Annotated in this window: 15 protein-coding genes and 2 pseudogenes; 16 read left to right on the top strand and 1 reads right to left on the bottom strand. The window is 74.1% G+C overall.

Annotation, left to right across the window (positions count from 1 at the left end; genetic code table 11):
- Positions 1-250: 250 nt before the first annotated feature.
- Together ACFW6P_RS19625 and ACFW6P_RS19620 are read left to right on the top strand one after the other, a co-directional pair.
- Positions 251-1,684: an NAD-dependent malic enzyme gene (locus ACFW6P_RS19625; RefSeq protein WP_386348580.1), complete on the top strand. Its 1,434-nt coding sequence runs from the start codon at positions 251-253 to the stop codon at positions 1,682-1,684.
- A gap of 344 nt (positions 1,685-2,028) precedes the next feature.
- The gene (locus ACFW6P_RS19620) at positions 2,029-2,310 is read left to right on the top strand and encodes an HU family DNA-binding protein (protein WP_003990598.1); all 282 of its coding nucleotides are present in this window, start codon (positions 2,029-2,031) and stop codon (positions 2,308-2,310) included.
- Positions 2,311-2,414: 104 nt separating this feature from the next.
- On the opposite strand, the gene murA is transcribed toward ACFW6P_RS19620, so the two are convergent.
- Positions 2,415-3,755, bottom strand: a complete 1,341-nt coding sequence (gene murA, locus ACFW6P_RS19615) for a UDP-N-acetylglucosamine 1-carboxyvinyltransferase (RefSeq protein WP_386348577.1) — start codon at positions 3,753-3,755, stop codon at positions 2,415-2,417.
- A gap of 254 nt (positions 3,756-4,009) precedes the next feature.
- Here murA and ACFW6P_RS19610 point away from each other — a divergent pair, with 254 nt between their 5' ends.
- The 14 genes and pseudogenes from ACFW6P_RS19610 (at position 4,010) to ACFW6P_RS19545 (ending at position 20,999) form a co-directional block, all read left to right on the top strand.
- Positions 4,010-4,582: a YqgE/AlgH family protein gene (locus tag ACFW6P_RS19610; protein WP_386348574.1), complete on the top strand. Its 573-nt coding sequence runs from the start codon at positions 4,010-4,012 to the stop codon at positions 4,580-4,582.
- 28 nt (positions 4,583-4,610) lie between these two features.
- Positions 4,611-4,889: a DUF3039 domain-containing protein gene (locus ACFW6P_RS19605; RefSeq protein ID WP_386424251.1), complete on the top strand. Its 279-nt coding sequence runs from the start codon at positions 4,611-4,613 to the stop codon at positions 4,887-4,889.
- A 264-nt stretch (positions 4,890-5,153) separates the two neighbouring features.
- Positions 5,154-5,431 (top strand): annotated as a pseudogene (locus tag ACFW6P_RS19600) (ABC transporter permease subunit); the annotation flags it as partial.
- Positions 5,429-6,785: pseudogene (locus tag ACFW6P_RS19595) on the top strand (beta-N-acetylhexosaminidase); the annotation flags it as partial. The pseudogenes ACFW6P_RS19600 and ACFW6P_RS19595, both read left to right, overlap by 3 nt.
- A 260-nt stretch (positions 6,786-7,045) precedes the next feature.
- Positions 7,046-7,939 (top strand): FAD binding domain-containing protein, encoded by an 894-nt coding sequence (locus tag ACFW6P_RS19590; RefSeq protein WP_386348569.1) that lies wholly within the window; start codon positions 7,046-7,048, stop codon positions 7,937-7,939.
- A complete protein-coding gene (locus ACFW6P_RS19585; RefSeq protein ID WP_386424249.1) occupies positions 7,936-10,455 on the top strand; it encodes a 2Fe-2S iron-sulfur cluster-binding protein in 2,520 nt (839 codons plus the stop codon). The genes ACFW6P_RS19590 and ACFW6P_RS19585 overlap by 4 nt, the downstream gene beginning before the upstream one ends.
- Positions 10,452-12,761, top strand: a complete 2,310-nt coding sequence (locus ACFW6P_RS19580; protein ID WP_386348564.1) for a xanthine dehydrogenase family protein molybdopterin-binding subunit — start codon at positions 10,452-10,454, stop codon at positions 12,759-12,761. The genes ACFW6P_RS19585 and ACFW6P_RS19580 overlap by 4 nt, the downstream gene beginning before the upstream one ends.
- Positions 12,762-13,139: 378 nt before the next feature.
- Positions 13,140-14,303 (top strand): SUKH-4 family immunity protein, encoded by a 1,164-nt coding sequence (locus ACFW6P_RS19575; protein WP_386348561.1) that lies wholly within the window; start codon positions 13,140-13,142, stop codon positions 14,301-14,303.
- A gap of 358 nt (positions 14,304-14,661) precedes the next feature.
- Entirely contained in the window at positions 14,662-15,330 is a 669-nt protein-coding gene (locus ACFW6P_RS19570) for a hypothetical protein (RefSeq protein WP_386424247.1), read from the top strand.
- A gap of 444 nt (positions 15,331-15,774) precedes the next feature.
- A complete protein-coding gene (locus ACFW6P_RS19565) occupies positions 15,775-16,263 on the top strand; it encodes a DUF6083 domain-containing protein (protein WP_386424246.1) in 489 nt (162 codons plus the stop codon).
- Between the two features lie 131 nt (positions 16,264-16,394).
- Entirely contained in the window at positions 16,395-17,882 is a 1,488-nt protein-coding gene (locus ACFW6P_RS19560) for an MFS transporter (protein WP_386348549.1), read from the top strand.
- An 82-nt stretch (positions 17,883-17,964) separates the two neighbouring features.
- Positions 17,965-18,108: a hypothetical protein gene (locus ACFW6P_RS19555; protein ID WP_386424244.1), complete on the top strand. Its 144-nt coding sequence runs from the start codon at positions 17,965-17,967 to the stop codon at positions 18,106-18,108.
- 148 nt (positions 18,109-18,256) lie between these two features.
- The gene (locus ACFW6P_RS19550; protein WP_386424242.1) at positions 18,257-20,056 is read left to right on the top strand and encodes a DEAD/DEAH box helicase; all 1,800 of its coding nucleotides are present in this window, start codon (positions 18,257-18,259) and stop codon (positions 20,054-20,056) included.
- A gap of 301 nt (positions 20,057-20,357) precedes the next feature.
- Positions 20,358-20,999 (top strand): IclR family transcriptional regulator, encoded by a 642-nt coding sequence (locus ACFW6P_RS19545; RefSeq protein WP_386348540.1) that lies wholly within the window; start codon positions 20,358-20,360, stop codon positions 20,997-20,999.
- The last annotated feature ends 475 nt before the right edge of the window (positions 21,000-21,474 follow it).

Raw genomic sequence — 21,474 nt, 5'->3', positions numbered from 1 at the left:
CCGGCCCGATCCAAGCCCCCGGGCCCAACCTTCGTCGCTACGAGCGACCACTTGCCGCGAGGCGAGCATGGCGGGCCGGTGCCACTGACTTCGTGAAAGAGACCCACGTCCACGTGACGTGGGTCTCTTTGCGCCGGGCGGCCCCGCGAACAAAACGTTCGCAATCGGGGGCGACTACCCGCTACTCGGCGGTAGGTGCGACGATCGGACCGCACAACTCAGCGTCAGGTGAAAGCAGAGGAAGTCGGCCATGGCAACGGCGCCCAGCGTCTCCTACTCGATGACGGTCCGGCTGGAGGTGCCCGCGAGCGGAACCGCCGTCTCGCAGCTCACCACCGCCGTGGAGTCCTCCGGAGGCTCGGTGACCGGCCTCGACGTCACCGCGTCCGGTCACGAGAAGCTCCGCATCGACGTCACGATCGCCGCCTCGTCCACCACCCACGCTGACGAGATCGTGGAGGGGCTCCGCCGCATCGAGGGCGTCACGCTCGGCAAGGTCTCCGACCGGACCTTCCTCATGCACCTCGGCGGCAAGATCGAGATGGCGTCCAAGCACCCCATCCGCAACCGTGACGACCTGTCCATGGTCTACACGCCCGGCGTGGCCCGCGTGTGCATGGCGATCGCCGAGAACCCCGAGGACGCCCGCCGGCTCACCATCAAGCGCAACTCCGTTGCGGTCGTGACGGACGGCTCGGCCGTGCTGGGCCTGGGCAACATCGGCCCGAAGGCCGCGTTGCCGGTGATGGAGGGCAAGGCGGCCCTGTTCAAGCGGTTCGCCGGCATCGACGCCTGGCCGATCTGCCTGGACACCCAGGACACGGACGCGATCGTCGAGATCGTCAAGGCGATCGCCCCCGGCTTCGCCGGCATCAACCTCGAGGACATCTCCGCCCCCCGCTGCTTCGAGATCGAGGCCCGGCTGCGCGAGGCCCTCGACATCCCCGTCTTCCACGACGACCAGCACGGCACCGCCATCGTGGTCCTCGCCGCGCTGACCAACGCCCTGCGCGTCACCGGCAAGGCCATCGAGAACATCCGCGTCGTCATGTCCGGCGCCGGCGCCGCCGGTACGGCCATCCTGAAACTGCTGCTGGCCGCGGGCGTGAAGAACGCCGTCGTCGCCGACATCCACGGCGTCGTGCACTCCGGCCGCGAGGACCTGGTGGACGCCGCCCCCGACTCGGCGCTGCGCTGGATCGCGGACAACACCAACCCCGAGGGCCTCACCGGCACCCTGAAGGAGGCCGTGCGCGGCGCCGACGTCTTCATCGGCGTCTCCGCCCCGAACGTCCTCGACGGCGACGACGTGGCCGCCATGGCCGAGGGCGCCATCGTGTTCGCGCTCGCGAACCCGGACCCCGAGGTGGACCCGGCGATCGCCCGCCAGACCGCGGCCGTCGTCGCCACGGGCCGCTCCGACTTCCCGAACCAGATCAACAACGTGCTGGTCTTCCCGGGCGTCTTCCGCGGCCTGCTGGACGCGCAGTCCCGCACGGTCAACACGGAGATGATGCTGGCCGCCGCCAAGGCCCTCGCGGACGTGGTGACGGAGGACGAGCTGAACCCGAACTACATCGTCCCGAGCGTCTTCAACGACAAGGTCGCGGGCGCGGTCGCAGGGGCGGTGCGCGAGGCGGCCAAGGCGGTCGGCGCTGCGGCCGCCGGCACCTCCGGGGTCTGACGGCGGGGCCTGTCCGGGCCGGAAGCACGGGGTCCGGGGGCGTCTGCCCCGGGACTGTGAGGATCCCCACCCGGCCCGGAGCCCGGCGCGTCGCAGGACTCCCTCCACCTGCGGAGCCCTATCGTGGCGGCCAGGCTCAGGCCCTCTTCTCGTGTGACCCCCCAAGGGTGTTCTCACGACTCATGCGGGTGCCGGATTGGCTTTCCCGCCGCAGGTAGAGGCAGGATGCCTCCCTGGGCGCGAGGGTCTGACGACGGACCCGGGTCCGGGGACTCATCGAGGGCCCTGGCAGCATCGGCTTCGATCTGACGCCTCAACGGCAAGATGAACACGGGAGTAAGAACATGAACCGCAGTGAGCTGGTGGCCGCGCTGGCCGACCGCGCCGAGGTGACCCGCAAGGACGCCGACGCCGTGCTGGCCGCGTTCGCCGACGTCGTCGGCGACATCGTCTCCAAGGGGGACGAGAAGGTCACCATCCCCGGCTTCCTGACCTTCGAGCGCACCCACCGTGCCGCTCGCACCGCCCGCAACCCGCAGACCGGCGAGCCCATCCAGATCCCCGCCGGCTACAGCGTGAAGGTCTCCGCGGGCTCGAAGCTCAAGGAAGCCGCCAAGGGCAAGTAACCCTGCCGCGCGCACGCCGGTCGCGTGCGCGGCGCAGTGAGTCACGTCAAAGGGGCGGCCACCCGTAGCGGGTGGCCGCCCCTTTGGCATGGGTGCAGGCGGCGTTACCCGAGGGCCTTGCCCGGCAGCTCGACCTTCGCGCCCAGCTCGACGAGCTTCTCCATGAAGTTCTCGTAGCCGCGGTTGATGAGGCCGATGCCGTGGACCCGGGACGTGCCCTGGGCCGCCAGCGCCGCGATGAGGTACGAGAAACCGCCGCGCAGGTCGGGGATGACCAGGTCCGCGCCCTGCAGCTTGGTCGGGCCGGAGACGACCGCCGAGTGCAGGAAGTTGCGCTGGCCGAAGCGGCAGTTCGAGCCGCCCAGGCACTCGCGGTAGAGCTGGATGTGCGCGCCCATCTGGTTCAGCGCGGAGGTGAAGCCCAGCCGGGACTCGTAGACCGTCTCGTGGATGATGGACAGGCCCGTGGCCTGGGTCAGGGCGACCACCAGCGGCTGCTGCCAGTCGGTCTGGAAGCCCGGGTGGACGTCCGTCTCCAGCGCGATGGACTTCAGCTGCCCGCCGGGGTGCCAGAAGCGGATGCCCTCGTCGTCGATCTCGAAGGCACCGCCCACCTTCCGGTAGGTGTTCAGGAACGTCATCATCGAGCGCTGCTGCGCGCCGCGGATGTAGATGTCGCCCTCGGTCGCCAGCGCCGCCGACGCCCAGGACGCGGCCTCCAGGCGGTCCGGCAGGGCCCGGTGGGTGTAGCCGCCGAGCTTGTCCACGCCGGTGACGCGGATGGTCCGGTCGGTGTCCATCGCGATGATCGCGCCCATCTTCTGCAGCACGCAGATGAGGTCCTCGATCTCCGGCTCGACGGCCGCGTTGGAGAGCTCCGTGACGCCCTCCGCGAGGACGGCCGTCAGCAGCACCTGCTCGGTCGCGCCGACGGACGGGTACGGCAGCCGGATCTTGGTGCCGCGCAGCCGCCGCGGCGCCTCCAGGTACTGGCCGTCCTCCCGCTTCTCGATCTTCGCGCCGAACTGGCGCAGCACCTCGAAGTGGAAGTCGATGGGCCGGCCGCCGATGTCGCAGCCGCCGAGGCCGGGGATGAACGCGTGGCCGAGACGGTGCAGCAGCGGCCCGCAGAACAGGATCGGGATACGGCTCGAACCGGCGTGGGCATCGATGTCGGCGACGTTCGCGCTCTCCACGCGGGTCGGATCCATCACCAGTTCGCCGGGTTCGTCACCCGGACGGACCGTCACGCCGTGCAGCTGCAACAGGCCCCGCACGACCCGTACGTCACGGATGTCCGGAACATTGCGCAGCCGGCTCGGAGCGCTGCCCAGCAGCGCCGCGACCATGGCCTTCGGTACGAGGTTCTTCGCACCGCGGACACGGATCTCGCCCTCCAGCGGGGTTCCGCCGTGGACAAGCAGGACATCGTCGTTGACGGTCATGAATCTCGCGTTCCGTGGAGTCGGGCAGGGGGCCAGGAGGGAAAGGGTAATCGCCCTCCACCCCCCTTCCATAAGCCCGAGTCGGACCCAGCCCTGTCATAGCTCTGTCACAACACGAACCGTTCCGGACCGGGTACGTGGGGTCACGGTCGCTTCCGTGCGCGCCGGGACGCGTCGGCGTGCCCTGAGCTGCGTTCCCTCCCGGTGCCGCGTCGCCTCCCCACGGAAAGGGTAGATGCGGGATCATGTCTGGCATGACCGAGGTGTCCTCGCTCACAGGGCGGTTGCTCGTGGCCACGCCCGCCCTGGCGGACCCGAACTTCGACCGCGCGGTGGTGCTGCTCCTCGACCACGACGAGGAGGGCTCCCTCGGTGTCGTCCTCAACCGCCCCACCCCGGTGGACGTCGGGGACATCCTGGAGGGCTGGGGGGATCTGGCCGTCGAGCCCGGCGTGGTGTTCCAGGGCGGCCCGGTGTCGCTGGACTCGGCCCTCGGTGTCGCCGTCGTCCCCGGCGGCGCCGCCGGGGAGGCCGCCCCGCAGGGCTGGCGCCGGGTGCACGGAGCGATCGGTCTGGTCGACCTGGAGGCCCCGCCCGAGCTGCTGGCCTCCGCCCTCGGCTCCCTGCGGATCTTCGCCGGATACGCCGGCTGGGGCCCGGGCCAGCTGGAGGACGAGCTGGCCGACGGCGCCTGGTACGTGGTGGAGTCGGAGCCCGGCGACGTCTCCTGCCCGCTCCCGGAGAGGCTGTGGCGCGAGGTGCTGCGCCGCCAGCGCAACGAGCTCGCGATGGTGGCCACGTATCCGGACGACCCTTCGCTCAACTGATGCGGTCGTGTTTCAGTACCCTGGCCCCATGAGCACTCTCGAGCCCGAGCGCGGGACTGGTACGGGGACCCTCGTAGAGCCGACGCCGCAGACCTCCCACGGTGACGGTGACCACGAGCGCTTCGCCCATTACGTCCAGAAGGACAAGATCATGGCGAGCGCCCTCGACGGTACCCCCGTCGTGGCGCTGTGCGGCAAGGTCTGGGTTCCGGGCCGCGACCCGAAGAAGTACCCCGTGTGCCCCATGTGCAAGGAGATCTACGAGTCCATGGGTGCCGGCGACGACGAGGGCAAGGGCGACAAGTAGTCCCGGTCCGCGTGGCGTGAAGCCTCCAGGGCGCGTTCTGCATGCCCTGGAGGCTTTTGTGCTGTCCGGGCGTTGCGCGTGCGTCGGCCGGTCACAGAGTGGTCGAGACCTCTTGTGGGCGTGTTCCCGCAGTCCCCTGGCCTCCGAAGTGTTGTGCACTGCGAAACCTTCATTGCGCATGTTGCGGCACTCTTGGAGGAGCGCTCCATGAAACCGCCCGTCCGCCTCGTCGGTCTCACCGCGCTCGCGGCCGCCGCCTGCGCGACCCTGCTGATCATGTTTCTGGTGGCCCAGATGGTACCCGTGGAAGCCCTCACGATCCCCCTGTTCTTCCTCGAAGCGGGACGTCGGCCTGCTGAACACGCTGGGGTCGCTGGTCCTGCCCCCACCTCGTCTTCTCGCTGCCCTTCGCGATCTGGATGCTGCGGGGGTTCGTGAAAGCCGTTCCGGAGGCGCTGGAGGAGGCCGCGTACATCGACGGGGCATGCCGGGCGCGATCCCTCAGGCAGATCCTTTTCCCGCTCGTCCTGCCGGGGCTCGTCGAGGGCGGGGGCCCGGCGGGCCTGTTCCACGGCGCCCAGACCCTCCGCCAGCTCCTCGGCCCCGAGGCGTTGCGCCGCGCGCCGGTCCGCGCCGAGCGGGTGTGGGAGGTGCCGGCCGTCACCCTCGCCGACGCGCCCCGGTTCCGCTGGCGCGGCCTCACGCTCGACGTCGCCCGGCACTTCATGCCCAAGGACGGGGTGCTGCGTCTCCTCGATCTGATGGCGGCGCACAAACTCAACGTGTTCCACTTCCACCTGACGGACGACCAGCGCTGGCGCATCGAGATCGAGCGCCACCCCCGGCTGACCGAAACCGGCTCCTGGCGGGCCCGTACGAGAATCGGCCACCGCGCCGCACCGCTGTGGGAGGAGAAGCCGCACGGTGGCTACTGCACCCAGGACGACATCCGGGAGATCGTCGCCTACGCCGCCGAGCGGCACATCACCGTCGTCCCCGAAATCGACGTACCCGGCCACTGGCAGGCCGCCATCGCCGCCTACCCGGAACTCGGCAACACCGACGTCGTCGACACCTGCGCCCTCTCCGCCTGGGACACCTGGGGAATCAACCCGAACGTGCTCGCCCCCACGGACCGCACCCTGCGCTTCTCCGAGGGAGTCTTCGGGGAGGTGCCGGAACTGTTCCCGTCACGGTTCGTCCACATCGGCGGCGACGCATGCCCCACGGACCAGTGGCGGCGCTCCCCGGCCTCCCAGGCGCGCATCGGGGAGCTCGGGCTCGCGGACGAGGACGGGCTGCAGTCCTGGTTCGTCCGGCACGTCGCCGCGTGGCTGACCGCGCGCGGGTGGCGCCTGATCGGCTGGGACGAGATCGGGGGGCGGCCCGGCCCCGGGTGCGGCCGTGTCCTCCTGGCGCGGCGGCGCGGGCGGTGTCGCCGCCGCCCGGGCCGGTCACGACGTCGTCATGTGCCCGGAGCGGCAGGTCCATCTGGACCACCGTCAGGCACCGGGCCCCGACGAGCCGGTACCGATCGGGTGGGTGCGCACCCTGGAGGACGTCTACCGGTTCGAGCCTGTCCCCCCGGAACGGACGCCCGATGGGGCCCGGCACGTGCTCGGCGCCCAGGCCAGTGGACCGAGGTGATGGAGGACCAGGGGCGCGTGGGCTACCGGGCGTTCCCCCGGCTCGCGGCCTTCGCCGAGGTCGCCTGGAGCGTCCTGCCCGCCCCGGCGGAACGGGACTTCACCGGCTTCGAGCGCCGGATGACCGCCCACTACCGGCGGGCTGGACGCCCTGGGCGTCGCTTACCGGCCACCGGCCGGCCCCCACCCGTGGCAGCGGCGCCCCGGGGTGCTGGGCCGCCCGATCGACGGTCCGCCGCCGCTCCGGTGACCGCGGGTCACCGGGACCGAACAGCTCGAACAGGCCACGGGAAAAGCGCACAAGAGTCACCGAAAGTGCCAATCGGAACGCTCGGGTGAAGCCATGCGAAAACGGACCATCTCCCCGATGAGGTGGGCGAATGCCTTCTGCCGGACCCGTGTCCTCGGCGCTCGCCAAGATGTGCCAGAGTTGCCACGCCCGCCCTGTCAGCACGTACCGTACGGCAGCACGGGTGGGACCAGGTGGGGCAGCGGGAAGGGGCAGCCGGTTTGACCACGCACGCACCGCAGGCGGCGCAGGCCGTCACGCTGCCCACGACGCTGGACGAGGCCGTGGCGGCGCTCGCCGCCGTGCCCGCGGCCGTACCCGTCGCGGGCGGCACCGACCTGATGGCCGCCGTCAACTCCGGGCAGCTCAGGCCCGCCGCGCTGGTGGGACTCGGGCGGATCAGCGAGATCCGCGGCTGGCAGTACCAGGACGGCCACGCGCTGCTCGGCGCCGGCCTCACGCACGCGCGCATGGGACGCCCCGACTTCGCGGCCCTGATCCCGTCGCTCGCCGCCGCCGCGCGCGCCGCGGGCCCGCCGCACATCCGCAACGCCGGCACCCTCGGCGGCAACATCGCCTCCGCCGCACCCACCGGCGACGCCCTGCCGGTGCTCGCAGCCCTGGAGGCGACCCTGATCATCGCGGGCCCGGGCGGAGCCCGCCGGGAGCTCCCGGTCTCGCATCTGCTGGCCGGCATGGACCTGCTGCGCGCCGGGGAGCTCATCGGCTACGTGCGCGTGCCGCTGCTGCACGCCCCCCAGGTCTTCCTCAAGGCCACCGGCCGGACCGGCCCCGGCCGAGCGGTCGCCTCGGTGGCACTGGTCCTGGACCCCGCGCGCCGGGGCGTGCGCTGCGCGGTGGGCGCCATAGCGCCGATGCCGCTGCGCCCCCTGGAGGCCGAGCAGTGGGTCGCCGCGCTCATCGACTGGGACAACAACCGCGCGCTCGTCCCCGAGGCCCTGAACGCCTTCGGGGAGTACGTCGCCGCGGCCTGCATCCCCGACGCGGCCCCGGGTGAGGACGGCTCCGTACCGCAGCTCCCGCCCGCCGTACTGCACCTGCGGCGCACCGTCGCCGCGCTGGCCCGACGAGCACTGGGGAGGGCGCTGTCGTGACCGACGACCAGCACGGAGAAGGCACGCCCCGCGGCGCAGGCCGCTGGGACCCGCTGCCCCAGGGCGAGTACGACGACGGCGCCACCGCCTTCGTCGAGCTGCCCGAGGGGGGCGTCGACGCCCTGCTGGCCGCGGACAGCCCGCTCGCCGCGCCCGGTCACGGCTACGTGCCGCCGCAGATAACGGTCGGAACCGCCACGACCGCCGGCACCGACCCGGCGGCCACGGGCGCGTGGCAGGTGCCCGGCGCACCCGTCGACGACGCCCAGTGGCACGACCCGCACGCGGCGCACCAGCAGCAGGCCCAGGACGCGCAGGAGCAGTCGTACGGCACCTCCCACGCGCCCTACGGGACGCCGTACGGCTCCGGCGCGCAGGCGGGGCAGCACGGCGGCAACGACCGCTTCACGTACAACCCGGGCGCCACCGGGCAGTGGAACTTCGAGGAGACCTCGGCGGCCCAGGCCGCACCCGGCCACGACGTGACCGGGCAGTGGTCCATCCCCGTCGCCGGGGGCGACCTTCCGGACGAGTCGGGCGAGTTCACCACGTCCTCCCTGGTCGAGCAGTGGGGCGGCACGCCGCCGGCCACGCTCCCGGGCGGCGCGGCCGCACCCTGGGCGCCCCAGGCGGCCGGGCAGCCGTGGGCTCGGCAGACACCGCAGGACGCGGCCGGGCCGGAACAGGCCGGGCCCGCCCACCCGTACGGGCACGACCAGGGCGGGCGGCCGGGAGCCGGGCAGGATCACGGGTCCGAGCGGTACGGGCACGGGTACGAGCACGAGCAGCGGGAAGCGGCCGGACCCGCCACCGGATACGCCCCGGACCGGACCGCGCACCACCCCGGCGCCCCGGCGCAGCACCCCGCCGGGCCCATGCCGCAGGAGTCGCGTCAGGTCCCCGCCGGGCACCTGCCGCACGAGACGGAACCGGGCGGACCCGGACAGCCGACGGACGGTCACACGCCGGGTGAACCGGACTATTTCGGGCATTCCGCAGGGCACTCCGCAAGGCACTCCCTGCCCGGCCACGCGCCGGAACACCCCGGCTCCGTCCCCGGCCCGCAGCCGGCCGGGTTCGCCGACGCCGAGGCGCCGGAGCGGCCCGGCACGCCCGTCCCCGGCCCGCAGCCGGACGGGTTCGACGGTCACGGGACGGAGCGGCCCGGCTACGACGGCCACGGTTCCCGGCCGTCGTCGGACGAGGCTCCCCACGCGCCCGGGCAGCCAGGGCAGCCAGGGCAGCCAGGGCAGCCCGAGCCGGCCGGAGACCAAGCCGGACACCCCGGTTCCGCCCCCCGGCTTCCGCAGTACGCGGAGGCCCGGCACGCGGAGGTCCGCCCCGGGGAGCACACACCGCACGAGGACCACGCCGGGTACCCCGGTCCCGTATCGACTCCCCAGCCGTACCCCGTGGCTCCGGAGGGGTCCGGGCCGGAGCCGGACGCGGAGGCCGCCCTGCCGCCGCGGAGCGGTCACGACGCCTCACAGGCGGCTCCCGGGCCCGGTGAGCCCGGCGAGGACGCCCCAGAGGCCACGGAGGGCCCCGAGGACCCCTCCGAGCCGTCAGAGCCCTCCGAGCCGCCGTCCGGGAAGCCCGCCGAGTCGTCCTCCGAGCCGTCCGGTGAGTCCCTTGAGGACCTTGAGGACCCCATGGACGCGGAGACGGCCTCCGAGCCCGACGCCGCCGACGGCGAGACCCCCGGCGCCGGCGAGGAACCCGCCGCGGAGAGCCCCGTGACCGAGGGGGCCGACGCCGAGGGCGCCCCGGACGAAACCGACGTCGCCGAGGCCCCCGACGCGCCCGCCACCGCGCCCCAGGAGGAACACCCCCTCGCCTCCTTCGTCCTGCGCGTCAACGACGCCGAACGCCCCGTCGCCGACGCCTGGATCGGAGAGTCCCTGCTGTACGTGCTGCGTGAGCGGCTCGGCCTCGCGGGCGCCAAGGACGGCTGCTCGCAGGGCGAGTGCGGGGCGTGCAACGTCCAGGTCGACGGGCGGCTCGTCGCCTCCTGCCTCGTCCCGGCGGTGACGGCCGCCGGCAGCGAGGTGCGCACCGTCGAGGGCCTGGCCGAGGACGGGCAGCCCTCGGACGTGCAGCGGGCGCTCGCCCGCTGCGGCGCCGTGCAGTGCGGCTTCTGCATTCCCGGCATGGCGATGACCGTGCACGACCTGCTGGAGGGCAACCCCGCCCCCACCGAGCTGGAGACCCGCCAGGCGCTCTGCGGCAACCTGTGCCGCTGCTCCGGCTACCGGGGCGTGCTGGAGGCCGTCAAGGAGGTCGTCGCGGAGCGCGGGGCGCACGGCGCACCCGCCGAGGGCGACTCCGAGGCCCGCATCCCGCACCAGGCGGGCCCGGGCGCCGGTGGCGTGAACGCGTCGGCCTTCGGATCGCCCCCGGAACCGCACGGCCCGGAACCGCACTCCGCACCCCATGACCAGTCATCCCATGACCAGTCACTCCATGATCAGTCACCCGATGACCAGTCCCCCGGCCAGGACGGAGGCCAGGCGTGAGCAACGAAGCAGCCACCGCGCAGGCCGCGGAGGCCGCCCCCGCCTCCGAGCCGCTCCCGCACGGCCTCGGCGCCTCCCTCCCGGCCGCCGACGCCCGCGCCAAGACGGAGGGCACCTTCCCCTACGCCGCCGACCTGTGGGCCGAGGGCCTGCTGTGGGCGGCCGTGCTGCGCTCGCCGCATCCGCACGCGCGCATCCTGTCCATCGACACCACGCACGCGCGCGAGATGCCCGGCGTGCGCGCCGTCGTGACCCACGAGGACGTCCCCGGCGGCCCGCTGCACGGCCGCGGGACGGCCGACCGCCCGGTCTTCGCCTCCGAGGTCGTGCGCCACCACGGCGAGCCCGTCGCCGCCGTCGCCGCCGACCACCCCGACACCGCGCGCATGGCGGCGGCCGCCGTCATCGTCGAGTACGAGGTGCTCGACCCGGTGACCGACCCGGAGCAGGCCTTCGAGGCCGAGCCGCTGCACCCCGACGGCAACCTGATCCGGCACATCCCGCTGCGCCACGGCGACCCGGAGGCGGCCGGCGAGATCGTCGCCGAAGGGCTGTACCGCATCGGCCGCCAGGACCCCGCGCCCATCGGCGCCGAGGCCGGCCTGGCCGTGCCGCGCCCGGACGGCGGCGTCGAGCTGTACCTCGCCGCCACCGACCCGCACGCCGACCGCGACACGGCCGCCGCCGTCTTCGGCCTGGAACCCGAGCGCGTCAAGATCGTCGTCACCGGCGTCCCCGGCGCCACCGCCGACCGCGAGGACCAGGGCTTCCAGCTCCCGCTCGGTCTGCTGGCCCTGCGCACCGGCTGCCCGGTGAAGCTCACCGCCACCCGCGAGGAGTCCTTCCTCGGCCACACCCACCGGCACCCCACCCTGCTGCGCTACCGCCACCACGCCGACGGCGAGGGCAGACTCGTCAAGGTCGAGGCACAGATCCTGCTCGACGCGGGCGCCTACGCCGACACCTCCGCCGACGCCCTGGCCGCCGCGGTCGCCTTCGCCTGCGGCCCGTACGTCGTCCCGAACGCCTTCATCGAGGGCTGGGTCGTCCGCACCAACAACCCCCCGTCCGGCCATGTCCGCGGCGAGGGCGCCATGCAGGTCTGCGCCGCCTACGAGGCGCAGATGGACAAGATCGCCAAGAAGCTCGGCCTCGACCCGGCCGAGGTGCGGCTGCGCAACGCCCTGGCGACGGGCGACGTCCTGCCGACCGGCCAGACCGTGACCTGCCCGGCCCCGGTCGCCGAACTCCTCCAGGCCGTGCGGGACTTCCCGCTGCCGCCGCTGCCCAAGGACACCCCCGAGGAGGAGTGGCTGCTGCCCGGCGGCCCCGAGGGCGCGGGCGAACCGGGCGCGGTGCGCCGGGGCGTCGGCTACGGCGTGGGCATGGTGCACATGCTCGGCGCGGAGGGGGCCGACGAGGTCTCCACGGCGACCGTGAAGGTCCACGACGGCGTGGCGACCGTGCTGTGCGCGGCCGTCGAGACCGGCCAGGGCTTCACCACCCTGGCCCGGCAGATCGTCCAGGAGACCCTCGGCGTCGACGAGGTGCACGTGGCGCCCGTCGACACCGACCAGCCGCCCGCGGGCGCGGGCTGCCGCGGCCGGCACACCTGGGTGTCGGGCGGAGCGGTGGAGCGCGCGGCCAAGATGGTCCGCACGCAGCTCCTGCAGCCGCTCGCCCACAAGTTCGGCATGTCCACCGAGCTGCTCCAGATCACCGACGGCAAGATCACGTCGTACGACGGCGTCCTGTCCACGACCGTCACCGAGGCGCTGGACGGCAAGGAGCTGTGGGCCACCGCCCAGTGCCGTCCGCACCCGACCGAGCCGCTGGACGAGGCCGGCCAGGGCGACGCCTTCGTCGGCATGGCCTTCGCCGCGATCCGCGCGGTGGTGGACGTCGACATCGAGATCGGCTCCGTGCGGGTCGTGGAACTGGCCGTGGCGCAGGACGTGGGCCGGGTCCTGAACCCGGCGCAGCTGGCGGCCCGGATCGAGGCGGGCGTGACCCAGGGCGTCGGCATCGCGCTCACGGAGAACCTCCGCACGCCGCGCGGCCTGATCCGCCACCCCGACCTGACCGGCTACGCCCTCCCGACCGCCCTCGACGCGCCCGACATCCGCATCGTCCGGCTGGTCGAGGAACGGGACGTGGTCGCGCCCTTCGGGGCGAAGGCGGTCAGCGCGGTGCCGGTGGTGGCGTCCCCGGCGGCCGTCGCGTCCGCCGTGCGCGCCGCGACGGGCCGCCCGGTGAACCGGCTGCCGATCCGCCCGCAGGCGGCGGTGGTCACGGAACGGTCCTGACGCCCGTGCCGCACGGGGTGGCCGCGCAGGAGGCGGAGCACCCCAGGACCGGGTACGGAGCCGGCTCGACCCCGGCCTGCCGGACGGGGCGCTGCGCACGCGGACCCCGTGCGTCGGACGGTCGCCGGACACCTCGGGCCTGACGGTGACGGTGCCGGAGGCGGTCGAGGCGATTCCGGCGGAGAGGGAACGCGCGAGGGTCCTCCGAGCGTTGTGTGAGGTGGACGCACCGTCGTCACCGGGCGCGCGTCGCCGCTCCGGGGCGTTGTCAGTGGCCGGGCGTAGTGTTCCGGGCAGTGGGGGACGGCTGCCGGGCCCGGGCGGGCGGTGCGCCGTGCGCCACCAGCGGATGGTGAGCGATCACATGCGGGGGAGCCCATGCGTACGACCGACGCCGGTACGGCGACGATCACCCTGACCGAGGCCGAGCTGGACCCGTGGGTCACGCACGCGTCGACGCGGCACTGGCTGACCGGCCCCGGGCTGCCCGCGGACAACGGCGTGCTGAGCTTCGCCGAGCTGGGCCGCCGGGGCCTGCGCACGGTCGCCGACTCGACGGGCGACGCGCAGGACCGGCTCTCGGCCGAGCTGCGCGAGCAGCTGGTGATCGGCGGACTGCTGGGTCCCGGCGGCGTGGAGACCGAGTCGGTGCTGCTGGACGGCGCGACGGGCGAGATCTCGACGACGTGCCTCCCGCACGGCCCCGCCCCGATGGACCGCCGCCCCCTGGCCCCCTCGCTGCGCACGCTGGTGCGCTTCGCCGAGGCGACGGACGAACTGGCGGGGTTGCGCGGCCAGTTCGCGTCCTACGTGGGCCGCTACGGCCTCAAGGCGGTGGCGGAGGCCTCCCGGCACCTGCTGTCGGTCTTCCGCGACGGTGCCGACGGCGAGCCGGCCCCGTTCTGGAGGATGGCGGCGCTGATCCGCCCCCTGTCCCTGGTGGCGGGCCGCGGCGGTGCCTCCGGCCTCTCCCTGGACCTCCCGCACCGGCTCCTGGACCAGGAGTTCGGCCCCGGCAAGGTGGCCCGCTTCGAGGACGTCGACTTCCCCCCGGCCCTCACGCACGAGCCGACCCGCCGCTTCCTGCGCGAGGTGGGCCTGCCGGAGGAGGCGTTCGTCTTCTCCCTGGACACCGACGCCCCGCTGGCCACCCTGACGGAGTACCGCGCCGACGCCGGCACCCCGGCCGCGCTGCCTCCGCGCGCGGACCGCCTGCTGCGCCTCGGTCACCTCGTCGGGGACGACAGCCTGGTCGTCGACGGTGAGACGGGCGCGGTCCTCGACTGGAGCGAGCCCGACGCGGCGCTGCACCCGCTGAACACGGACGTCTCCACCCTCGCCTTCACCCTCTGGCTCCTGCACCGCGAGCACGCGATCGACGCCGAGTCCGGCCACGAGCTGACCACCGATGCCCACGACCAGCTGGCCATGACGATGCTCCAGGTCCTGTCGACGGTCGACCCCACGGGCGTGACGGAGGGCCAACCCGCCCGCCACTACTGGACGGACGCGTTCCAGGGCGGGGCGGGCGGGGTGCTCTGACGCCGCGGCAGGCCGCGGCCTGGCCGGACCGGCGCCCGGCGTCAGGCCGAGGTCGAGGCGGTGCGCCGGCGTACGACGAGTACCAGGCCGCCGCCGAGCACCGCGGCGGCGGCCGCGGCACCGGCGAGGAGCGGGGTGCCGTCCGAACCGGTGGTGGCGAGGTTCCCACCGGTGCCGCCGGTCCTGGTGCCGCCGGTCGTGGTGCCGGCGGAGCCTCCCGTGATGCCGGCGGAGCCTCCCGTGGCGGTGGCCGGGGCGGATGCCGAGGGGGAGTCCGTGGCCCCCGCGCCGCCGGCCGACCGCCCGGGGGCGTCGACGTCCCCGCCGTCGTGCGGGCCGCCGCCGGCGGCGCCCGTCCGTGGGGCTCGTCACGGGCTCGTTGTCGTTCGGCAGGTCGATGCGGATCTCGGCGGTGTCGTTGGCGCGGTTCTCGTCGTACGCGGGCGTGCTGCCGTGGACGGAGGACGCCGTGATCTCGCTCCGTGGGTCGTCGGCGGACGCGTCGATCTTCAGCGAGAAGGTGTACAGGAGCGCCTGCCCGACATCGAGCGTCCCGTCCTGCGGCCAGCAGACGTACGCCGGCTCACCCGGCGTCCCCCGCGGTCCGCTCGGCCCGTCGATGCCGAACGGGGCGCAGTCCTTCGGCACGCCGACGGCCTCGGTGCCCGGCGGTATCCGCACCAGCAGGGCCGGAAGGTCGTCGCCGTCCTGGTTCCCGATCCGGCCGGGGCCGTCGTTCCGCAGGCTCACCGTGACCGGCTGCCCGTCGCCGGGCAGCGCCTCGGTGTACTCGCCGACCGCGACGAGGTCGGCGGTGTTGTCCGCGGTCAGGGTCATCCGCCGGTGGCTCTCGCCGAACCCTTCGCCGGGGGCGTCGCCGCTCGCGCCCGTGCCGTACTCCACGGCCTCCGTCAGCGCGCTGCCCAGCGCCTTGAACCGCACGGGCGTGGTGACGGAGGCGCCGGGTTCGACGACCGTGTCCAGCTCGCACAGCGCCTGCCTGACCTTGTCCGCGACGGTCGAGTAGGCGCAGCCCGCCACCTGCTCGGGGAAGTCGAGGCCCCGCGTCAGACGGACCCGGAACGTGACGCCGTCCACGGCCTGCGTGCCCCGGTTGGTGAGCGTGACGGACTCGTCGTACACCCGGCCCGGCGCGGGGGACGCGGCCGGCAGAGCGGACACGACCAGCGCGGGCCCGCCCTCCTCGGCGTGCGCCACGGGTGCGGCGACCGCGGGACCGGCGTCGGCGATCACGGCGGCGGCCACGACGGCTGCCGGAGGGCGGAGGGGCACGATGGTTCTCCTCGTCGGGGATTCCTCGTCGTCCCTGACGGCACGACGAACGGCACGTCGGCAGCCGGTCGTGTCCTGGACACACGAGAGCCGCCGGGGGCTGTGCGCGATGCGCTTGCGTCCGTTGCGCCCCGAATGCGCCCTCCCTCGCCGTCCCGGGGATGCGCATGCTCGACGTATGGGGGACACCGACGAGTCGAGCGTCATTCCGTCACCCAGCCCCGACCTGCACCGGCAGCCGCCGCCGGACGCGCCGTCACCGTGGGAGAAGACCGACCGGGCGCAGGCGGCGGTCGAAGGCGCCGGCGGGCCGGAGCCGCCCGCTCCGCCCCTCTGCCCGGACTGCGGGCTCGTCGGGGACCGGCGTGTGACCTACTACGGCTGGCACGTCCTGCTCGAACCGGACCTGCCCGTGCCCGCGCACATGGTCCCGGCCTGGCACCGCTGGTACGTCGACGCGGGCGGAACGGCGTGGAACGGCCGCGAGAGCGAGCCCGCACCCGGCGCGGTGTGCCGTGTCCCGCACCGGATCACCTGCCCCGGGCTGAGACTCGAGGAGGTCGGCCTGTGGCGGTGGCTGGACGCGGTACGCGCCGAGAACGCGCGCCGGGCACGGCGGAACGCCGACGGGCGGACCGGCCCGGGGGCGCTTCCCGACGCCGGCTGACGGCCCCCGGCCGCGGGCGCCCGCTGGTCGGCGAAGACGGTGGCCGGGGAAGGGCGTAGGACCAAGGTCCCGGCCTCGGGCCCGTCCCGGGACAGGGGTCAAAGCGGCTCGTGGACCTTACGCTGACGGGCATGAGTGTCCCGAAGCCGCCCGACGCCGACGTCGTGGGCGCCGATGACCTGCCGTCCGTCGCCGAGGTGGAGGAGACCGTCCTGGGCCGGACGCATCGGGCCCTGAGCATCGGCATCGTCTCCGTGGTGCTGCTCATCGCCTTCGAGGCGACCGCCGTCGGCACGGCGATGCCCGTCGCCGCGCGGGAGCTGCACGGGGTGTCGCTCTACGCCTTCGCGTTCTCCGGGTACTTCACGACGAGCCTGTTCGGGATGGTGCTCGCCGGGCAGTGGTCGGACCGGCGCGGTCCGCTCGGGCCGCTGACGACCGGCATCGCCTCCTTCGGGGCCGGGCTGCTGCTGTCGGGGACCGCCGGGGCGATGTGGGTGTTCATCCTGGGACGGGCGGTGCAGGGGCTCGGCGGCGGGCTGGTGATCGTCGCCCTGTACGTCGTCGTCGGGCGGGCCTACCCCGAGCGGTTGCGGCCCGCGATCATGGCGGCCTTCGCCGCGGCCTGGATCGTGCCGTCCATCGTCGGCCCCCTCGCCGCCGGCACCGTGACCGAGCGGCTCGGCTGGCGGTGGGTGTTCGTGGGGATACCCGCGCTCGTCGTCCTCCCGCTCGCCCTGGCGCTGCCGCAGATACGGCGCCGCGCGTCCGGGCCCGTGGGGAAGCCGGGCAAGCCGGGGGAACCGGGGGAACCGGACGGGGCCGGCACGAACGCCTCCCTCGACCTCCGCCGTATCCGGCTCGCCCTCGCCATCTCCATGGGCGCGGGCCTGCTCCAGTACGCCGCCCAGGAGCTGCGCCCGCTGTCCCTGCTGCCCGGCACGGCCGGCGTCGCCCTGCTGGTGCCGGCCGTGCTCGGCCTGTTGCCCCGGGGCACCTACCGGGCGGCCCGCGGACTGCCCTCCGTCGTGCTGCTGCGCGGCGTGGCCGCGGGGTCGTTCATCGCCGCCGAGTCGTTCGTCCCGCTGATGCTCGTCACCCAGCGCGGGCTCAGCCCCACCCTGGCCGGGTTCTCGCTCGCCGCGGGCGGCGGGACGTGGGCGCTCGGCTCATGGGTGCAGTCGCGGTCCCGGGTGGAGCCGTACCGGGAGCGGCTGACCACCGTCGGGATGCTGCTGGTGGCGGCGGCCGTCGCCACCGCGCCGAGTGTGCTGATCGACTCCGTGCCCGTGTGGACCGTGGCCGTCGCCTGGGCCTTCGGCTGCTTCGGCATGGGGCTCGTCATCTCCTCCACGAGCGTGCTCCTGCTCACGCTCTCCGCCCCGGAGGAGGCCGGCCGCAACTCCGCCGCCCTGCAGATCTCCGACGGGCTGTCCAACGTCGTCCTCCTCTCCGCCGGCGGCGCCGCCTTCGCCGCCCTGGGCGGCGGCGCGGTGTCCCACACGACGTCCCACACCCCCGGTGCGCACCCGGCCGCCTTCGCCGCGGTGTTCCTGCCGATGGCGGCGGTGGCGCTGGCGGGGGCGTGGGTGTCGACGCGGCTGCGGGAGCGCGCCTGAGGCGGCGCGGGCCGGGGAGCACCGGCCGTGACCGGCGGGAAACCGGTCGCCGTGCCGTGGTCGTCCGCACTGCCCTCGGCCCGTGACCGAACTCCGCGTGCCCCTGGACCTCCTCGCCCTCAACGGCGTCGACCTGACCGCGGTGGACCAGCACGTGGCGCACGAGCCGCTCGTCGACAGGGCCTCCGGGGCGGAGGCCGAGTCGCCGCGATCGCGGGGCGGCTGAGGCGGCTGTGACGTCGGTCCCACCCGGCGGTGCCCCGGCCCGGTCCGCGCATGGGCGGGTGTGAGGCGCCGGTAGGGTGGCCCGGTCGTCATACGTGGCCGAGCCGTCAGGCTCCCTCGCGCGAGCCGCCCGACCCCCAACGGAGACCGTGACTACCACCGCCGGCACCAGCACCGCCTCGCACCACCTCTCCCCGGCGTTCCCCGGCCGCGCCCCCTGGGGCACCGCCAGCAAGTTGCGCGCCTGGCAGCAGGGCGCGATGGAGAAGTACATCCAGGAGCAGCCCCGGGACTTCCTGGCGGTCGCCACCCCCGGCGCCGGCAAGACGACCTTCGCGCTGACGCTGGCGTCCTGGCTGCTGCACCACCACGTCGTGCAGCAGGTGACCGTGGTGGCGCCGACCGAGCACCTGAAGAAGCAGTGGGCCGAGGCCGCCGCCCGGATAGGGATCAAGCTCGACCCGGAGTACAGCGCCGGACCGCTCGGGCGGGAGTACCACGGGGTCGCCGTGACGTACGCCGGTGTCGGCGTGCGGCCCATGCTGCACCGCAACCGCGTCGAGCAGCGCAAGACGCTCGTCATCCTCGACGAGATCCACCACGCCGGTGACAGCAAGTCCTGGGGCGAGGCCTGCCTGGAGGCGTTCGAGCCGGCCACCCGCCGGCTCGCCCTGACCGGTACGCCCTTCCGGTCCGACACCAACCCCATCCCCTTCGTCACGTACGAGGAGGGCGACGACGGGATCCGGCGCTCCGCCGCCGACTACACCTACGGCTACGGCAACGCCCTCGCCGACAACGTCGTCCGGCCGGTCATCTTCCTCTCCTACAGCGGCAACATGCGCTGGCGCACCAAGGCCGGCGACGAGGTGGCCGCCCGGCTCGGCGAGCCCATGACCAAGGACGCCGTCAGCCAGGCCTGGCGGACCGCGCTCGACCCGCGCGGCGAGTGGATGCCGGCCGTGCTGCGCGCAGCCGACCAGCGGCTGACCGAGGTCAGGAAGGCCATCCCGGACGCCGGCGCGCTCGTCATCGCCTCCGACCAGGACTCGGCGCGCGCCTACGCCAAGCTCCTCCGGGAGATCACCGGCAGCAAGGCGACCCTCGTGCTGTCCGACGACTCCGGCGCCTCCGAGCGGATCGACGAGTTCAGCGGCAACACCGACCGGTGGATGGTCGCGGTGCGGATGGTGTCCGAGGGCGTCGACGTGCCGCGGCTCGCGGTCGGCGTGTACGCCACCACCATCTCGACGCCGCTGTTCTTCGCGCAGGCCGTCGGCCGTTTCGTACGGTCCCGGCGGCGCGGCGAGACGGCCTCCGTGTTCCTGCCGACCGTGCCGGACCTGCTCACCTTCGCCAACGAGATGGAGCGCGAGCGCGACCACGTCCTCGACAAGCCCAAGAAGGAGGGCGAGGAGGACCCCTACGCCGAGTCCGAGAAGGAGATGGACGAGGCGAACCGGGAGCAGGACGAGGACACCGGCGAGCAGGACATGCTGCCCTTCGAGGCGCTGGAGTCCGACGCCGTCTTCGACCGGGTGATGTACAACGGCGCCGAGTTCGGCATGCAGGCCCACCCGGGAAGTGAGGAGGAGCAGGACTACCTCGGCATCCCGGGGCTGCTGGAGCCCGACCAGGTCCAGCTGCTGCTGCAGAAGCGGCAGGCCCGGCAGATCGCGCACAGCCGCAGGAAGCCGGACGCGGAGGCCGACCTGCTCGAGGTGCCCGCCGAGCGGCGGCCGGTGGTCTCCCACAAGGAGATGATGGAGCTGCGGCGGCAGCTCAACACGATGGTCGGCGCGTACGTCCACCAGAGCGGCAAACCGCACGGCGTGATCCACACGGAGCTGCGGCGCGTGTGCGGGGGGCCTCCGGCGGCCGAGGCGACGGCGGGGCAGCTGCGGCAGCGCATCGCAAAGGTCCAGGAATGGGCCACCCGCATGAAGTGACCGGCCCGCGGCTCCGCCCAGAACCTGGGGGCCGCGCATACCGTCCCAAACGGAAGCAGTACACACCGCGCCGTGCCCGGATTCTGGACGGAGCCTTCCGCTCAGCGAACCGGCTTCGCTACTGTCCCGCTACGCACACGCCCCGTGGCAGGCCGCCGCGGGGCGCAGCCGTGAAGCGACGCGGCCCGGACAGGCCGGGCCGCCGGCCGATCGGCGGCCTCTGAAGCGCGTCGCCGACGGGACTCGGTGACGCATCAGCCGACCAGGGAGCCGCCGACCTCACCACTAAGGAGTGGGCGTCGTGACCGCGGAGACCTCCCAGACGCTCGACCGGGGACTACGGGTCCTCAAGCTGCTCGCCGACACCGACCACGGGCTGACCGTGACCGAGCTCTCCCTCAGGCTCGGCGTGAACAGGACGGTCGTCTACCGCCTGCTCGCCACCCTGGAACAGCACGCCCTCATACGCCGTGACCTGGGCGGACGGGCCCGCGTGGGGCTCGGGGTGCTGCGTCTGGGGCGGCAGGTCCACCCGCTGGTGCGGGAAGCGGCGATGCCGGCGCTGCGGTCGCTGGCGGAGGACATCGGTGCGACGGCGCACCTGACGCTGGTCGACGGGTCCGACGCGCTCGCCGTGGCCGTGGTGGAGCCGACGTGGACCGACTACCACGTCGCCTACCGGGCGGGCTTCCGGCACCCCCTGGACCGGGGCGCGGCCGGCAAGGCCATCCTCGCGGCGCGGCAGCACCCGGTGGGCGACCCCGGCTGCACGCTCACCCACGGGGAGCTGGAGGCCGGCGCGTGCGGGGCGGCCGCGCCGCTGCTGGGGGTGACCGGCGTCGAGGGCAGCGTGGGCGTGGTGATGCTGGCGGACGTGGTGCCGGAGCGGGTCGGGCCGAGGGTGCTGGAGGCGGCCCGGGAGGTCGCGGACGCGCTGAGCTGAACTCCGGACCCGCGGCCGGCCGCCGTCGCCGCCGGTCGCTGTCGCTCCCGGGCCCGGTTGCCGCCGGTCGCTGTCGCTCCCGGGCCCGGTTGTCGCTGGGGGTTGTCGCTCCAGGCTGCCGTTGCCGCGGGCCGCCGTTGCTCCTGGGCCGTCGTTGCCGCGGGCCGCCGTTGCTCCGGGACCCGGTTGCCGCTGTCGCCGCTGGACGCCCTCGCCCCGGGTCCCCTCCTCGCCCCCGGGTCCCCTCGCCGCCGGGGCCGCTGTCGCCGCCGGGCTTTCTTGCCCCGGGTCCCCTCGCCGCCGGGGCCGCTGTCGCCGCCGGGCTTTCTTGCCCCGGGTCCCCTCGCCGCCGGGGCCGCTGTCGCCGCCGGGCTTTCTTGCCCCGGGTCCCCTCGCCGCCGGGGCCGCTGTCGCCGCCGGGCTTTCTTGCCCCGGGTCCCCTCGCCGCCGGGGCCGCTGTCGCCGCCGGGCTTTC

Origin of the sequence: Streptomyces sp. NPDC058741 (assembly GCF_042746715.1) — a bacterium.
Taxonomy (GTDB): domain Bacteria; phylum Actinomycetota; class Actinomycetes; order Streptomycetales; family Streptomycetaceae; genus Streptomyces.
This window is presented reverse-complemented; position numbering and strand designations above follow the sequence as displayed.

Bases quoted from the DNA above. Each gene is read 5' to 3' on its own strand.
- ACFW6P_RS19625 (WP_386348580.1), top strand. From the start codon at position 251: ATGGCAACGGCGCCCAGCGTCTCCTACTCGATGACGGTCCGGCTGGAG.
- ACFW6P_RS19620 (WP_003990598.1), top strand. From the start codon at position 2,029: ATGAACCGCAGTGAGCTGGTGGCCGCGCTGGCCGACCGCGCCGAGGTG.
- murA (WP_386348577.1), bottom strand. From the start codon at position 3,755: ATGACCGTCAACGACGATGTCCTGCTTGTCCACGGCGGAACCCCGCTG.
- ACFW6P_RS19610 (WP_386348574.1), top strand. From the start codon at position 4,010: ATGACCGAGGTGTCCTCGCTCACAGGGCGGTTGCTCGTGGCCACGCCC.
- ACFW6P_RS19605 (WP_386424251.1), top strand. From the start codon at position 4,611: ATGAGCACTCTCGAGCCCGAGCGCGGGACTGGTACGGGGACCCTCGTA.
- ACFW6P_RS19575 (WP_386348561.1), top strand. From the start codon at position 13,140: ATGCGTACGACCGACGCCGGTACGGCGACGATCACCCTGACCGAGGCC.
- ACFW6P_RS19565 (WP_386424246.1), top strand. From the start codon at position 15,775: ATGGGGGACACCGACGAGTCGAGCGTCATTCCGTCACCCAGCCCCGAC.
- ACFW6P_RS19560 (WP_386348549.1), top strand. From the start codon at position 16,395: ATGAGTGTCCCGAAGCCGCCCGACGCCGACGTCGTGGGCGCCGATGAC.